Raw genomic sequence first — 14,415 nt, forward strand, 5'->3', positions numbered from 1 at the left:
CCGAAGAGACTCGCTCGACTTGCATGTATTAGGCACGCCGCCAGCGTTCGTCCTGAGCCAGGATCAAACTCTCCAATAAAGTTTGTTACTGGTTCAAAGCTGGCAAATCATTTAATGATAGACTCATCAACGCTTTCGCTGTTCAGTTTTCAAGGAGCATTCTTAGTATTTCATTGTCCGTTTCACGTTCATCGTGTTTGCGATGTTGTCTTAAGGACAAGAACTAATCTATCATGTTCCCTATATTTGAGTCAATATGTTTTTTAAAAAAGTTTTCAAGTGAAATGTTCCTCTCCTAGCTTTCTACGTCTCACATATTTGGAAAGCTCGCTGGGAGAGGCTATACGGGCGTACATCCGGAACATAATTGAGTACCTCTCCTCCATCGCCCGCTTCACCAAATAATCAATGCGTTTATCGCTAAAATCAAGAAGCATCTCTTCTAATTCACGTTTTAACAGATACTCTAATTCTTGTACTTCTTTTGTATTAAATAAAAACCCCAGCAACGTTATCGCCCTCCGCCTTACGAGTCTACCCACTATCTTTTCCATCAAAATTCAGCCCTATTCAAAATTAAAAGCCTCCCGTTTAGGAAGGCTTCAATTTGTGGGCAAACTCTGAATTATTTTAGCAAGTTTAACTGCTGTAGCTGCTCTCCTATAGTGGCTTTGAGAATGTACGGCGTAATTGCGCTCTCTACAATCGCTGCTATTACCAGCAAAACAATAACCACAAGAACTGCAACTGGAAATTGCTTTAACGTATCATACCAGTCATTTTTCAACCGATCCAGCTTGTGGGGCTGGAACAAAACACCAACTGATCGGAAGCTAAGTGCCCCTAATCGAATGCCAATCCCTGCTGCAAACAATACTGCTGGCAATTCAAAAATACCATGCGGCAAAATGCCTGCACCAAAGATTAGCCAGGGACTGATCCCTACGGTGCTGTATTTCGAGATAATAAATCCCAGCAGCACGCCATTTGCCATCATTCCAATTATGGGAAAGAATGCAAAGAATAATCCCAATGCCATCATCATTAATGCACTCAGGACGTTGTTGGAGAGAATCGTCCAAAATGTAGCGAATACTCCGCCACCATTTTCTTTAATTCGCTCCGCTACCTGCTTTAGCTGCTCCATCAGATTGCTCACCATGGATTCCACAGCAGGTGCTTGGAAATATCCGATCAAGCCGCCTCCCACAAAAATCAAGCAGGCAGCCAAGAAAAAGCGTCGATTGTCTAACCACAAACGCCGAAGATGAATGTTCATGAGCCACGCTCCTTTACAGCCTGTAATTTATCTATATGCATTGTACCTCAACAATACCCAACTGACCAAAGAATATCCTTGTCTTACATGCATAAACTGTTATCGGACAAAGGAGGTGCACTTTCATGAAGTTCATCTACGTCGTAAGTGCCAAACGCTTGAAGCAGATCTTAATTATTTTGACTGCCGTTCTGATGGCCGCCGGAATCGGCTATGCAGAGCGAGACACGATTTCCGCATTTTCAGGAAGTACCAGTCCCCAAGCTCCTCAGGCCATTTACAAGGTGGACACAAAAGAGAAAAAGATCGCTCTCACCTTTGACATCAGCTGGGGCGAAACACGCGCTATCCCTATCTTGGATGTCTTAAAGGAGAAAAAAGTAAACAAAGCAACTATGTTTCTCTCCTCCCCCTGGAGCCAGCGCCATCCCGAAATCGTCAAAAGAATAAAGGAAGACGGTTTTGAGATCGGTTCCCATGGGCACAAGCATGATAATTACAGCAAATACTCCGAAGAAGAGATCCGCTCCCAGATTGGAAAAGCAGATACCATTTTGACAGAGATGACGGGTAAGAAGCCGACGCTCATCCGCATGCCAAATGGGGACATCGATAAGCGTGTTTTGCAAATTGCCAATCATATGGGATACTCTGTCATCCAATGGGATACGGACTCCAAGGACTGGATGAATCCAGGGACAGAAACAATTATTAAAAATGTCCTGTCTAAAGCGCACCCTGGGGATATTGTCCTCATGCATGCCAGTGACTCATGTAAGGAAACACATTTGGCTCTCCCTGTCATCATCGACAAGCTGCGTGAGCAAGGCTATGAATTCGTCACCGTTTCTGAGCTGATTGCGGGGACAACTGTTCAGAGCAAGGAAATTAATTAGAGCTAAACTAAAAAAGCTGACCCCCATAAGGTCAGCTTTCTCTTTTTACCAGACGATGTAATTGCATCACTTGCCATACGTTACAGAACAATAAAGGTACGAGCATTGACAATGTCGCATGTACATCATTTTCTTTTAAAGCAGGAATCCACTCCAGCGCAGTCACCACATACATAAAAAACAGGCTTGGTACCCAGGCAGTTCGATTCGTTAAGTTTACTTTCCCATAAGCAGTTACAACTGCAACGATTAACAAAATAATCGGCTCAATAAAATAAGGACCTATGGATCCACCCTCACCCAATGATGTGTAGCGGAGGTAAATCATATCAAAAAACACGAAAATGATAAGAAATACTTGAACACTTTTCCACATAGACGGAGTTTTGAAAATTGTTTTGGCAAAATAATTTATCGTCATATACGCAAAAAAACCCATCTGGGCGACAATACTGATGGTCATTCCATACAACAAATACATCAGTGTCCCTACAAAAAAGTTGCCTATACTGCCCTCAAGCAGCTTGGACAAATCAAAAATAAAGGCGACCAGAACACCGCCCAACCCTCCAAGCAGCAGGGTGGTGATAAAAAGCCAGCCATACTTACGCAAACTCACCAAACATTCCCTCCCATCCACATCGAATATGATTGTACCAATGCATGCAAGAAAATACTAGCGTAAGAACAAAACAAACTGCGCACTTTACTTATAGGCAGAGTAAAGAAGGAGGTGTCCGCCCCATGAGAATGAAGGCAATCACGATTTCGTTCCTTGCAATTGTCTGTCTGGTTATGACCAGCTGCTCGAGCGGGGGACAAGCGCAAAGTTCGTCTCAGCCTGATTATAAAAGCGTCAAAGACATGGTGCTGGACATTTTGCAGACGGACGAAGCAAAAAAATCGGTTGAAAAAATGATGAAGGACGAGAAGTTCAAGCAAAACCTGATGCTGGACGAGTCCACCGTTCGTTCAACTTTAGTGCAGAGTATGACCAATCCGAATAGCCCTCACATCAAAGAGGCGTTTAAAGATCCGAAGTTCGCCAGCACTCTGGCCAAGTCATTGAAAAGCGAACAAAAAACGCTGATGAAGGATCTAATGAAAGACCCTGAATACCAAAAGGACCTCATGAATATCATGAAGGATCCTGAATTTGAAAAAAACTTGATGGATCTGATGAAAAGCTCCGCTTACCGTCAGCAAACCATGCAAATCATGAAGGAATCATTGCAAAGCCCGCTATTTCAGGAAGAGCTGATGAAGCTGCTCACAAAGGTCTCCGAGGATATGACCAAGCCTAAGGAATTGAAATCGAAGAAAAAAGGCGGAGGCGGCGGAGGTAAAGGAAGCAGCGGTGGTGGTGGTGCAAGCGGCGGCGGTTCCCAATGAACGAAAAAAGGTGAGCTCTGTGATGAGAGCCCACCTTTTTTACTAAAATCAGAAGGTATCTGTTATTTTGTCGCAACCTCTGAGCACTTTTCCACTACACGCTTGGCCATGTCGAGATACAGTTGACCAATTTCGGTTCTTTCTCCATAAATCGATGGCGAATAATCTGGCTCTGACGGATGATTATCTGGCTGTCCCAAAGGTATTTGCGCTAAAAGCTCACTCGCCAAGGTTTCAGCCAGCTTGGCTCCACCGCCACGTCCAAAGACATATTCCTTGGAGCCATCCTTCGCCTCATACCAAGCCATATTTTCCACGATTCCTAAAATCTCGTGTCCTGTACGTTTGGCCATAGCCCCTGCCCGAGCTGCTACAAAAGCTGCTGTAGCATGCGGTGTCGTTACAACAATCTCCATGCTTTGCGGAATCATCGTATGCACATCCAAGGCCATGTCTCCCGTTCCAGGAGGCAGATCCAGGAGCAAATAATCCAGTTCTTCACCCCAGTGCACTTCGGAGAAAAAGTTGCGCAGCATTTTACCCAGCATAGGGCCACGCCATATAATCGGTGAATTGTCTTCCACAAAAAATCCCATCGACATTACTTTTACATTTTGCTTTTCAACTGGCAAAATCGTCTCTCCGATTACCGTTGGGCGTTGGTCGATATTCATCATATCCGGTACGCTAAAGCCATAAATGTCTGCGTCGATAATACCAACCTTTTTGCCCAATCGAGCCAGGGCTACTGCCAAATTGACGGTAACAGTCGATTTACCAACGCCACCTTTACCCGACGTGATCGCGATGAAGGTCGTATTCGAATCCTTCGCCAGAATCGGGTTGAGCAATGGAGCTTGTCCAGGAGTCATATTGTGCGTTTGAGCTTGCCCACCTCGCAACTGCGCACTCAGGGCAGCACGCTCTTCATCTGTCATGGCACCGAACTGCAGATTAACTTTGGCGGCTCCCAAAGCTCGAATGGCTGCGACCACATCATCCTCGATCTTAGCCTTCAACGGACAGCCTGTAATCGTTAAAACTACAGTGAGACTAACGGTGTCACCGTCAATGTGAATATCGCGGATCATATTGAGTTCAACCAGACTGCGGTTGATTTCTGGGTCCTTTACATCACGCAGTGCTTCTAAAATCTGTTCTTTGGTCAACATCTGTCGTTCACCTCATCTATCTTCTTTTCGATCATTTCATGCTTTCAATAACGTTTGCGGGTTCATTATAGCATATTCGAGCGACTGGAACACGAGGCAGCACCGCTCAAGGTGTAACTGGCGCTTTTTCACCGGAATATTGGCGCAGGATCCCCTGATAGATCGCATTTGCCATCGCTTTTTGATACTCAACCGTTTGGAGCTTTTTTGCTTCTTCCGTATTGCTGACGAATCCAACCTCTACTAATACCGCAGGACAGGTCACCTCACGTATCAGAAATACATTATCCGTCTTTTTCGGAACACGGTCCGTATTCCCGATCACCCTCTTGATTTCATCCTGAATCAAAAAGGATACGTCCTCGCTTTTCTTGAACGTGGGCGAATAGAATGTTTGCGCGCCAGACCATTTGGGAGAAGGGATAGAATTAACATGAATACTGATGAGAAAGTCTGGAGCACTATCGTTTACAAGCTTCACCCTGTTACGAATATCCTCTGACTTTCGTTTTTTCGCTTTATCTGCCTCAGGTGAAGCCAAATCCTTGTCCTCTTCCCTCGTCATCACGACAAAAGCTCCTGACTGCTGTAAAAAGTCACGTAAGTACATGCTAATCGCAAGTGTTACCTCTTTTTCCACTACATCCCCTGAACTCGAGACAGCGCCACCATCTTTTCCTCCATGCCCAGGATCAATAGCAATAACGGTACCCGTCAAAGGCAATGACCAAGCCATCCAGGAGGAACGATCCGGTGATTCATAGGTGAACAACAAAATAAGCAAAGCAAAAGCAAGAATCCAGCCTACTCCTTTTCTTGTCACGAGTATCGTCCCCTTTGTCCCATTCTCGTTCCATCATATGGACAAACATGGACAAATATACCCGCAAAAAGAAAACCCCCTGCCTGCGAACAGACAAGGGGTTGTATCCGAAAGCAATATTAGCGCTTGGAGAATTGAGGAGCGCGACGAGCTGCTTTCAAGCCGTATTTTTTACGTTCTTTCATACGAGGGTCACGAGTCAGGAAGCCAGCGCGTTTCAGAGCGCCACGCAATTCTGGATCTGCTTTCAGCAGAGCGCGAGCCACGCCATGACGGATAGCACCAGCTTGACCAGTAGTTCCGCCACCATTTACGTTAACCAGAACATCGTAACGACCAAGAGTTTCAGTCAGAACGAGTGGTTGTTTAACGATCAATTTCAGTGTTTCCAAACCAAAGTAAGTATCCATTTCACGCTTGTTGATCAAAATGCGACCTTCACCTGGAACCAGGCGAACGCGTGCTACGGAGTGCTTACGACGACCTGTACCGTAGTATTGTACTTGTGCCACGTATATTTCCTCCCTTTACCTTAACCGCGAATTTGCCAAACTTCTGGTTTTTGTGCTGCATGCGGATGCTCAGTTCCAGCGTATACTTTCAGCTTGGTGAACATTTGACGTCCCAGGCTGTTTTTAGGCAGCATGCCTTTTACAGCCAGTTCGAACATACGATCTGGTCTCTTGTCCAGCATTGCGCCAGCAGTGGTCTTTTTCAAACCACCTGGATACAGGGAGTGAGTGTAGTAGATTTTGTCTTGCAGTTTGTTACCAGTCAATTTCACTTTGTCAGCGTTGATTACGATTACGAAATCGCCAGCGTCAACGTGAGGAGTGAATTCTGGTTTCAATTTGCCGCGCAGGATAGAAGCTACTTCGCTCGCCAGACGGCCAAGCGTTTGACCTTCTGCGTCAACGATGTACCATTTACGCTCAACTTCGAGCGGTTTCGCCATATATGTGGTACGCATTTTTGTCCCTCCTAAATATCTTACCTTAAACATGTTCATCTACTTATAACCAAAAACATCGAAACTTGCAAATGGAAGATTGTTGCTGTTACGGGTGAGCAACTCTCCCAGGTGTTCCATATAATCACGATCTTGTCTTTCAATCCCGGGGCTAGAGTGGGGCTAGGCGGGGTTAAAATACCAAGGAATATCGTACTACATAGGGAACGCATAGTCAAGTGCCTTCGTCAAGGCTAATAGTTGGAAATCAACGAACTAGTAGACGACCTCCCACATGGTCAGCCCTTTTGCCGGTGCTGTTTTACCTGCCCGTTCACGATCACAGGCCGCTAGAATATCTGCCAGCTCATCAGCTGTACGTTTTCCTTGGCCAACCTCCACCAATGTTCCGACAATGATGCGTACCATGTTGTACAAAAAGCCGTTGCCCCTGCAGGTTACCCATACTTCGTCTCCGCGGCGTTCGACGGTTAGCCCGTACACAGTACGGACCTTGTCCTCTACAAAGGTCTTGGCAGAACAAAAGGATGTGAAGTCATGCTCCCCTACTAAATGGCGAGCAGCCTGTTGCATCGCCTCCACGTCTAGTGGAAAGCGAATATGATCAGCGTAGCGATGGCGAAATACATCAGCTACAGGACCGTTGTCGATGCAGTACCGATATTCCTTTACCTGGACGTCAAAACGGGCGTGGAACGACTCTGGAGCCTCTTCCACGGAACGGATGACAATCGCATCCGGCAGCTGATTATTCAGCACGAATCGCCACTTATCCATCGGAATATGGCTCTTCGTATCAAAGTGGATCACCTGACCGCGTGCATGAACACCGGCATCCGTACGACCCGAACCATGTATCTGAATCTCTTCCCCGGTAATCCGCTCTAGTGCAGCCTCAATTTCCCCCTGAATCGTCGTCTGATCAGGCTGTACTTGAAAGCCGCTATAGTCAGTACCATCGTACCCTACTATGCAACGTAAGCGCCTCATGATCGCCACCACCCTATTACCAGTGTCAGAACAACGCCTACGATAGCCACACTGGCATCACGCCAGGAAAAGCTGAGCTTGTTCAACCGCGTTCTTCCTACTCCCCCACGATAGCCGCGAGCCTCCATCGCCAACGCCAGTTCTTCTGCCCTACGAAACGCGCTAATAAACAGAGGAATGGCTATTGGAATTAAGCTTTTGGCTCTTCGCACGAGACTTCCACTGGTAAAGTTGGCACCTCTCGCAGTCTGTGCCTTGATGATCTTGTCCGTTTCCTCCATCAGCGTCGGAATGAAACGAAGCGCAATCGACATCATCAGCGCTATATCATGAACCGGCACACCTACTCGACCAAAAGGCCCTAGCAAGCGTTCCAAGCCTTCTGTCAGATCGATCGGAGAGGTGGTAAGCGTCAAGAGTGAGCTCATCAGCACAAGCAAGCTTAGACGCAGTGAGATAAAGATAGCCTGGCGAACACCGTTCTCTTCAATCGTAAACCATCCCAGCTGATAGTAGACTGCCCCACCTTTGGTGATGAAGATGTGAAGAATAACAGTAAACACGATGAGAATCCAGACTGGCTTCAGGCTTTTCAGAATATACGACAGCGATAGACGCGACAGCACTGCCGTTAACAATGTAAAGCCGACGAGAATGGCGTAGGAGATCGCATTATTCGCCAAAAAGACCAAGGTAGCAAAAAGGATGATAAAGAGCAGTTTGCTTCGTGGATCAGATCGGTGAAGAAACGATTTTCCTGGCACATATTGACCGATTGCAATATTCTGCAGCATGCCTAGCCCTCCTTTGGTACGGACAGCCGTTCCAGGAGATGGGCTATCAGATCTTCTTCCCGATACAGGGAGCTTTGCAGATTTGCTTCACTCGGCAATAATTGATTCAGGCTCGAAACAAATGCGACTGTTTCTGGTACATCCAAAGACAATGCTCGCAGTCTCTCTGCCTGCATAAATATCTCGTCCGGTTTCCCTTGTAAAACTACCTGCCCCCCAGCCATGACGAGCAAATAGTCAGCGTAGCGTGCGGCTTCCTCCATGCTGTGCGTCACCAACAATGTCGTTAGGCCCTGCTCTACATGGATGCGGTGAATTCCCTCTAAAATAGCCTTACGTCCAGCAGGATCGAGACCAGCTGTCGGCTCGTCCAAGACCAGCACCTTGGGCTGCATAGCTAAAACCCCTGCTATAGCCACACGGCGCATCTGACCGCCACTCAGGTGAAATGGCGAGCGGTCTTTGATCGATTCATAGTCCAAACCTACAACTTCTAGTGACTCACGCACACGGGACTCAACCATTGCCTCAGGCAAATCAAAATTAAGAGGTCCATAGGAGACATCCTTGGCTACCGTTTCTTCAAACAGCTGATGCTCAGGATATTGAAAGACAAGTCCAATATCCCGTCTCTGCGCGTGAGGGAGTCGCTTCGAAGGTGTAATGACCACATCCCCCAAAAGAATACGACCTGATGAAGGAGTGAGCAAACCATTCAAGTGCTGAATAAGTGTAGATTTGCCGGAGCCGGTTTGGCCAATAATGCCCACAAACGAACCGGATGGGATCGTCAGGGATATATCTTGCAAGGCAACCCTTTCAAACGGTGTGCCTTTGCCATAGATATGGCTTACTTGGTCAAAAGTAATTTGCATACGTGCTCCACCAGCTCCTCTTGGTGCAGTACAAATGGTAGATCGATTCCTTTTGCGGAAAGCTCGTGACGCAACCGTACAACGAACGGTACATCAAGGCCTGCTTCCTTGAGTCGCTCTACCTGGCTGAATACCTCACTTGGTAGACCCTCCATCAAAACTTCGCCAGCGTTCATCACGATGACGCGGTCCGAATAAATGGCCTCTTCGGGAAAGTGAGTAATGTTGACGATCGTGATCCCTTCTTCACGATTAAGCTTACGTGCCAAAAGCAGTACTTCCTGTCTACCCTTCGGATCAAGCATCGCGGTCGCTTCATCAAGAATAATGACAGAAGGCCGCATTGCCAAAATCCCCGCGATAGCCACGCGCTGCTTTTGTCCACCTGACAAACGATGCGGTTCGGCTAACAAGTACTTTTCCATGCCGACAGAAAGCAGCGTCTCATCAATGCGATGCCGCATTTCCTTGGGATCGACGCCCATGTTTTCGAGGCCAAAGGCCACATCGTCTTCCACGGTTGCCCCAACAATCTGATTGTCAGGATTTTGAAAGACCATGCCAACATGCTGACGAATCTCCCACAGCACTTCTCCGTTCTGCGTATCCATGCCACTGACAAGCACCTTACCTCCAGCAGGAAGCAATAAAGCATTCATCAGTTTTGCCATGGTCGACTTACCCGACCCGTTATGCCCAAGAATGGAAACGAAAGAGCCTTTCTTGATCGTGAGGTCCACGTCTTTCAGTACGGGTACTCGCTTGCCATCCTCATCATCGTAAGCAAAAGAGACACTTTGTAAAGCTAGCAAGCTCTCCTCACTCATGAGGCTATCACATCCTCCCCATTACCTACGAAGGAACGAACGAGCAAAACAACGGATAGAAAGGAAAAAAGGGTTGAATCAGAGTCCAGCCTATGACCAGATCTGCCCCCACCCTTTTCGCGGTAGTTTACCAGGTTCGGGAGAGGCTCCCGTACGCAGGTAGAACGACCAATATCTTGTGATGACTTATACGAATTCGATGTACGCCATTGGAGCAGCGTCGCCACGACGAGGGCCGGCTTTCAGGATACGAGTGTATCCACCGTTGCGCTCTTTGAAACGAGGCGCGATTTCATCGAACAGTTTTTGAACAGCATCGCGGCCTTCTGCATTCGCAACTTCTTTGCGAACGAAAGCAGCAACTTGACGGCGAGCATGCAGATCGCCACGTTTCGCGAGCGTGATCATTTTCTCAGCGATTGGGCGAAGTTCTTTCGCTTTCATCTCTGTAGTTTCGATGCGCTCGTTGATGATCAGGTCAGTTACCAAGTCACGGAACAGCGCTTTACGAGCTGAACTGCGACGACCCAATTTACGGTATGCCATGTTCTTTACCTCCCTCTTACTCGAGAGAACAAAAACGTGCTATCGGTTTGCTTCTCTAGTCGTCGCTGCGCAGGGACAAGCCCAGTTCAGCCAACTTTTCTTGTACTTCTTCCAGAGATTTGCGTCCCAGGTTGCGCACTTTCATCATGTCCTCTTCGGTCTTCTGCGTCAGCTCTTGCACGGTGTTGATACCGGCACGCTTCAAGCAGTTGTAGGAACGGACAGAAAGATCGAGCTCTTCGATAGTCATCTCCAAGACTTTCTCTTTCTTGTCTTCTTCCTTTTCCACCATGATTTCTGCATCCTTCGCCTCGTCGGTCAAACCGACAAACAGGTTCAGGTGCTCCGTCATGATTTTAGCGCCGAGACTTACGGCTTCTTCCGGACTGATACTACCGTTAGCCCAAACCTCAAGAGTCAACTTGTCATAGTTGGTCATTTGCCCTACACGGGTATTTTCCACTTGATAGTTAACGCGCTTGATCGGCGTGTAGATCGAATCAATCGGGATCACACCAATTGGCAGATCCTCCGATTTGTTTCCGTCTGATTGAACATAACCACGACCACGTCCAGCTGTCATGCGGATATGCAGACGACCGCCATTGGCCAACGTTGCAATATGAAGATCAGGGTTTAAGACCTCCACATCACTGTCAGCACGGATATCTCCCGCTTTGACAACGCCTTCGCCTTCTGCATCGATCTCGATTACTTTTTCTTCATCGGAATGGATCTTCAGCGCCAAGCCTTTGATGTTCAGGATGATCTCGGTTACATCTTCAACGACGCCTTCCACTGTAGAGAACTCGTGAAGAACCCCATCGATTTGAACGGTACGAACTGCCGCGCCTGGCAAGGACGAAAGAAGAATTCGTCTCAGCGAGTTGCCAAGGGTAGTTCCATATCCGCGCTCTAGAGGTTCTACAACAAACTTTCCATACGAGTTGTCGTCGCTAACTTCCACAACCTCGATTTTTGGTTTTTCTATTTCTATCATTAAACAAACCCTCCTTCAAAACGTCGAAATCCTTGGGTGGGCCGCATACGTGCCCACTCAGGAATTTCCCCGGCGGTTTACCGTTTGCGTGCATGACAAGCTATAAATCAGAATTTACCATTCTAGTATGGACATGTTCTGAACGATATAAACCAGTTACACGCGGCGACGTTTTGGTGGACGGCAACCGTTGTGCGGAATTGGCGTCACGTCTTTAATCATGTTCACTTCAAGACCAGTAGCTTGCAGGGAACGGATCGCTGCTTCGCGACCTGCACCTGGGCCTTTAACTGATACTTCAAGAGAACGCATGCCATGTTCCATTGCAACACGTGCAGCCGCTTCAGCAGCCATTTGCGCAGCAAATGGAGTGCTTTTACGGGAGCCCTTGAAGCCGAGGGAACCAGCACTGGACCAAGAGATCGCGTTACCGTGTGGATCTGTGATAGTTACGATCGTATTGTTGAAAGTAGAACGGATATGTGCTACGCCGACTTCAACATTTTTGCGATCACGACGACGGGTACGAGTTGCTGTAGCCTGTTTTCTTTTCGCCATGTCAGATTACCCTCCTTTACTTCTTCTTGTTTGCTACTGTACGGCGTGGACCTTTGCGCGTACGAGCATTCGTTTTAGAACGTTGACCGCGAACAGGGAGTCCACGACGATGACGGATGCCACGGAAGCAACCGATTTCCATCAAACGTTTGATGTTCAAAGAAATCTCACGACGGAGATCGCCTTCCACCTTAACCGTTTTGTCGATGTACTCACGCAGTTTTCCAACTTCGTCTTCTGTCAGATCACGAACACGAGTGTTCGCATCTACGCCAGTGGCAGACAGAATTTTTTGAGACGTGGGGCGGCCAATACCAAAGATGTAGGTAAGAGCGACTTCAACGCGTTTTTCGCGTGGCAAGTCAACGCCTGCAATACGTGCCATGTGTAAAAAGCACCTCCTTGTTTACCCTTGTTTTTGCTTATGCTTCGGATTTTCACAAATAACCATTACGTTACCTTTACGACGGATAACCTTGCATTTCTCGCAGATCGGCTTAACCGAAGGTCTCACTTTCATGGTTCTTGCCTCCCTTTTCTAGGGGTTTTACTAACTTATTTATAGCGGTAAGTAATACGACCGCGGGTCAAGTCGTATGGCGACAGTTCAACAGTTACTTTATCCCCCGGCAGGATACGGATAAAGTGCATGCGGATTTTTCCGGAGACGTGAGCAAGGATCTTATGTCCATTCTCTAATTCTACCCGAAACATAGCATTCGGCAAAGGCTCGATTACCGTTCCTTCCACCTCAATTACATCATCTTTTGCCATGGTAAACTCTCCTTTCTTCTGCTCTTCAGTCGGACCATGAGTTTTGCGAAATGATCACACAACGAACTTATCGTCGACACGTTGGACGACAATCCCGAAAGCATTCGGAACTACCGCTTATATCCGTGTGAAAATCTCATAGCCATCTTCCGTAATCGCGATGGTGTGTTCAAAATGAGCACAAGTTTTCCGATCCAATGTTACTACCGTCCAATTGTCCTCCAATGTGCGGACATAACGTTCGCCGGCATTTACCATTGGCTCAATTGCCAACACCATGCCTGGTTTTAACCGTGGACCTCGATCAGGAGGGCCGTAGTTAGGAACCTGCGGATCTTCGTGCAAGTTTTGCCCAATCCCATGCCCCACATACTCGCGAACGAGTGTGAAACCGGCAGCTTCCGCATGAATCTGAATCGCATGTGAGATATCAGACAGTCGTGCACCCGGCATCGCTTTTTCAAGCCCCTTGAACAACGACTCTTCCGTTACTCGCAATAGATTCTGATTTTCAGTGGAAATCTTACCGACGGGGTACGTCCAAGCGGAGTCGCCGTGGTAACCCTGAAACTGGGCACCGATGTCTAGACTAATGATGTCTCCCTCTTGCAACGCCCTCTGTCCTGGGATCCCGTGTACGAGTTCTTCATTGACTGAAGCACAGATACTTCCTGGAAAGCCACCGTAGCCTTTGAATGATGGAATTGCTCCCATGCTACGGATAAAGGTCTCGGCTATTTCGTCTAGCTGCTTCGTCGTGACACCAGGCTTAATTGCCTTAGCCAGTTCTTGATGGGTGAGTGCGACTATACGACCAGCTTCGCGCATAACCTCAAGTTCTGCTTTCGACTTTAGGATAATCATTCGCAATTACCCTCTTAGCAAAGACTTAATTTCCGCAAACACTACCTGGATATCTTGTTCCCCATTGATATCTCGCAGGAGTTCCTGAGCGGAGTAGTAATCGATGAGTGGTTGTGTCTGAGCAATGTTGACGTCAAGTCGTTGTGCTACCACTTCCGGCTTGTCATCCTCACGCTGATACAGCTTACCACCATCTTTGTCACAAACGCCAACCTCTTTAGGAGGATTGAACATCGTGTGATAGCTAGCTCCACATACAGGGCAAATCCAGCGACCGGTCAGACGTTCAATCAGTTGTTCACGACGAACGTTGATGTTAATCACATGGTTAATCTCGCGTCCCAGCTCTTTTACAGTAGCTGTCAACGCTTCCGCCTGAGGAACAGTGCGCGGGAAACCATCTAACAGGAATCCATTAGCGCAATCGTCCATTGACAGGCGTTCCCGCACAATCCCGATGACAACCTCATCGGGAACCAGCAAGCCTTTATCCATATAGGACTTAGCTTCTAGTCCGAGCGGCGTTTCATTCTTGACCGCCGCTCTGAACATATCGCCAGTCGAAATGTGCGGAATGTTAAACTCTTCTACGATTCGTTCTGCCTGCGTCCCTTTACCGGCTCCAGGCAGTCCCATCAAGATTATATTCACGTTC

The 14,415-nt window shown here is 47.5% G+C and carries 21 protein-coding genes and 1 rRNA gene; 2 read left to right on the forward strand and 20 right to left on the reverse strand.

What is annotated here, in order from left to right:
- From C3B52_RS30695 to C3B52_RS30705, 3 genes are all read right to left on the reverse strand, one after another.
- Window positions 1-79: ribosomal RNA gene (locus C3B52_RS30695) — 16S ribosomal RNA — on the reverse strand; the annotation flags it as partial.
- 196 nt (window positions 80-275) lie between these two features.
- The gene (locus C3B52_RS30700; protein ID WP_103110217.1) at window positions 276-509 is read right to left on the reverse strand and encodes a hypothetical protein; all 234 of its coding nucleotides are present in this window, start codon (window positions 507-509) and stop codon (window positions 276-278) included.
- Window positions 510-625: 116 nt separating this feature from the next.
- The gene (locus C3B52_RS30705) at window positions 626-1,279 is read right to left on the reverse strand and encodes a stage II sporulation protein M (RefSeq protein ID WP_103110161.1); all 654 of its coding nucleotides are present in this window, start codon (window positions 1,277-1,279) and stop codon (window positions 626-628) included.
- Between the two features lie 125 nt (window positions 1,280-1,404).
- On the opposite strand from C3B52_RS30705, the gene pdaB reads away from it, so the two are divergent.
- On the forward strand, window positions 1,405-2,175 hold the full coding sequence (pdaB, locus tag C3B52_RS30710; RefSeq protein WP_103110162.1) for a polysaccharide deacetylase family sporulation protein PdaB: 771 nt from the start codon (window positions 1,405-1,407) through the stop codon (window positions 2,173-2,175).
- 31 nt (window positions 2,176-2,206) lie between these two features.
- On the opposite strand, the gene C3B52_RS30715 is transcribed toward pdaB, so the two are convergent.
- The gene (locus C3B52_RS30715) at window positions 2,207-2,794 is read right to left on the reverse strand and encodes a KinB-signaling pathway activation protein (protein ID WP_103110163.1); all 588 of its coding nucleotides are present in this window, start codon (window positions 2,792-2,794) and stop codon (window positions 2,207-2,209) included.
- A 125-nt stretch (window positions 2,795-2,919) separates the two neighbouring features.
- On the opposite strand from C3B52_RS30715, the gene gerD reads away from it, so the two are divergent.
- Window positions 2,920-3,567 carry a spore germination lipoprotein GerD gene (gerD, locus tag C3B52_RS30720; protein ID WP_103110164.1) on the forward strand — a complete coding sequence of 216 codons (648 nt, stop codon included), beginning with the start codon at window positions 2,920-2,922 and terminating at the stop codon, window positions 3,565-3,567.
- A gap of 62 nt (window positions 3,568-3,629) precedes the next feature.
- Here the strand turns inward: gerD and C3B52_RS30725 are convergent, their stop codons facing one another.
- The 16 genes from C3B52_RS30725 to C3B52_RS30800 form a co-directional block, all read right to left on the reverse strand.
- The gene (locus C3B52_RS30725) at window positions 3,630-4,739 is read right to left on the reverse strand and encodes a P-loop NTPase (RefSeq protein ID WP_103110165.1); all 1,110 of its coding nucleotides are present in this window, start codon (window positions 4,737-4,739) and stop codon (window positions 3,630-3,632) included.
- Window positions 4,740-4,845: 106 nt separating this feature from the next.
- On the reverse strand, window positions 4,846-5,562 hold the full coding sequence (cwlD, locus tag C3B52_RS30730) for an N-acetylmuramoyl-L-alanine amidase CwlD (protein ID WP_103110166.1): 717 nt from the start codon (window positions 5,560-5,562) through the stop codon (window positions 4,846-4,848).
- Between the two features lie 119 nt (window positions 5,563-5,681).
- The gene (gene rpsI, locus C3B52_RS30735) at window positions 5,682-6,074 is read right to left on the reverse strand and encodes a 30S ribosomal protein S9 (RefSeq protein WP_103110167.1); all 393 of its coding nucleotides are present in this window, start codon (window positions 6,072-6,074) and stop codon (window positions 5,682-5,684) included.
- Window positions 6,075-6,094: 20 nt separating this feature from the next.
- Window positions 6,095-6,532 (reverse strand): 50S ribosomal protein L13, encoded by a 438-nt coding sequence (gene rplM, locus C3B52_RS30740; RefSeq protein ID WP_103110168.1) that lies wholly within the window; start codon window positions 6,530-6,532, stop codon window positions 6,095-6,097.
- Window positions 6,533-6,787: 255 nt separating this feature from the next.
- On the reverse strand, window positions 6,788-7,522 hold the full coding sequence (gene truA, locus C3B52_RS30745) for a tRNA pseudouridine(38-40) synthase TruA (RefSeq protein ID WP_103110169.1): 735 nt from the start codon (window positions 7,520-7,522) through the stop codon (window positions 6,788-6,790).
- The gene (locus C3B52_RS30750; protein ID WP_103110170.1) at window positions 7,519-8,316 is read right to left on the reverse strand and encodes an energy-coupling factor transporter transmembrane component T family protein; all 798 of its coding nucleotides are present in this window, start codon (window positions 8,314-8,316) and stop codon (window positions 7,519-7,521) included. Before C3B52_RS30750 ends, truA begins: the two co-directional genes overlap by 4 nt.
- A gap of 2 nt (window positions 8,317-8,318) precedes the next feature.
- Entirely contained in the window at window positions 8,319-9,191 is an 873-nt protein-coding gene (locus tag C3B52_RS30755) for an energy-coupling factor transporter ATPase (RefSeq protein ID WP_103110171.1), read from the reverse strand.
- Entirely contained in the window at window positions 9,167-10,018 is an 852-nt protein-coding gene (locus C3B52_RS30760; RefSeq protein ID WP_103110172.1) for an energy-coupling factor transporter ATPase, read from the reverse strand. The genes C3B52_RS30755 and C3B52_RS30760 overlap by 25 nt, the downstream gene beginning before the upstream one ends.
- A gap of 186 nt (window positions 10,019-10,204) precedes the next feature.
- The gene (gene rplQ / locus C3B52_RS30765; protein ID WP_103110173.1) at window positions 10,205-10,564 is read right to left on the reverse strand and encodes a 50S ribosomal protein L17; all 360 of its coding nucleotides are present in this window, start codon (window positions 10,562-10,564) and stop codon (window positions 10,205-10,207) included.
- A gap of 55 nt (window positions 10,565-10,619) precedes the next feature.
- Window positions 10,620-11,564, reverse strand: coding sequence for a DNA-directed RNA polymerase subunit alpha (locus tag C3B52_RS30770; protein WP_049742248.1), 945 nt, complete (start codon window positions 11,562-11,564; stop codon window positions 10,620-10,622).
- A 156-nt stretch (window positions 11,565-11,720) separates the two neighbouring features.
- A complete protein-coding gene (gene rpsK / locus C3B52_RS30775; protein ID WP_005828803.1) occupies window positions 11,721-12,122 on the reverse strand; it encodes a 30S ribosomal protein S11 in 402 nt (133 codons plus the stop codon).
- A gap of 16 nt (window positions 12,123-12,138) precedes the next feature.
- Window positions 12,139-12,507, reverse strand: a complete 369-nt coding sequence (gene rpsM, locus C3B52_RS30780; protein ID WP_049742247.1) for a 30S ribosomal protein S13 — start codon at window positions 12,505-12,507, stop codon at window positions 12,139-12,141.
- Between the two features lie 21 nt (window positions 12,508-12,528).
- Window positions 12,529-12,642, reverse strand: coding sequence for a 50S ribosomal protein L36 (rpmJ, locus tag C3B52_RS30785; RefSeq protein WP_003333770.1), 114 nt, complete (start codon window positions 12,640-12,642; stop codon window positions 12,529-12,531).
- A 35-nt stretch (window positions 12,643-12,677) separates the two neighbouring features.
- Entirely contained in the window at window positions 12,678-12,896 is a 219-nt protein-coding gene (infA, locus tag C3B52_RS30790; RefSeq protein WP_023558720.1) for a translation initiation factor IF-1, read from the reverse strand.
- 117 nt (window positions 12,897-13,013) lie between these two features.
- Complete coding sequence (gene map / locus C3B52_RS30795; RefSeq protein ID WP_103110174.1) at window positions 13,014-13,760, reverse strand: type I methionyl aminopeptidase; 747 nt, start codon at window positions 13,758-13,760, stop codon at window positions 13,014-13,016.
- Window positions 13,761-13,766: 6 nt separating this feature from the next.
- A complete protein-coding gene (locus C3B52_RS30800; RefSeq protein WP_103110175.1) occupies window positions 13,767-14,411 on the reverse strand; it encodes an adenylate kinase in 645 nt (214 codons plus the stop codon).
- Window positions 14,412-14,415: the final 4 nt, after the last annotated feature.

This window comes from Brevibacillus reuszeri, from assembly GCF_002897295.1.
GTDB classification, from domain to species: domain Bacteria; phylum Bacillota; class Bacilli; order Brevibacillales; family Brevibacillaceae; genus Brevibacillus; species Brevibacillus reuszeri_A.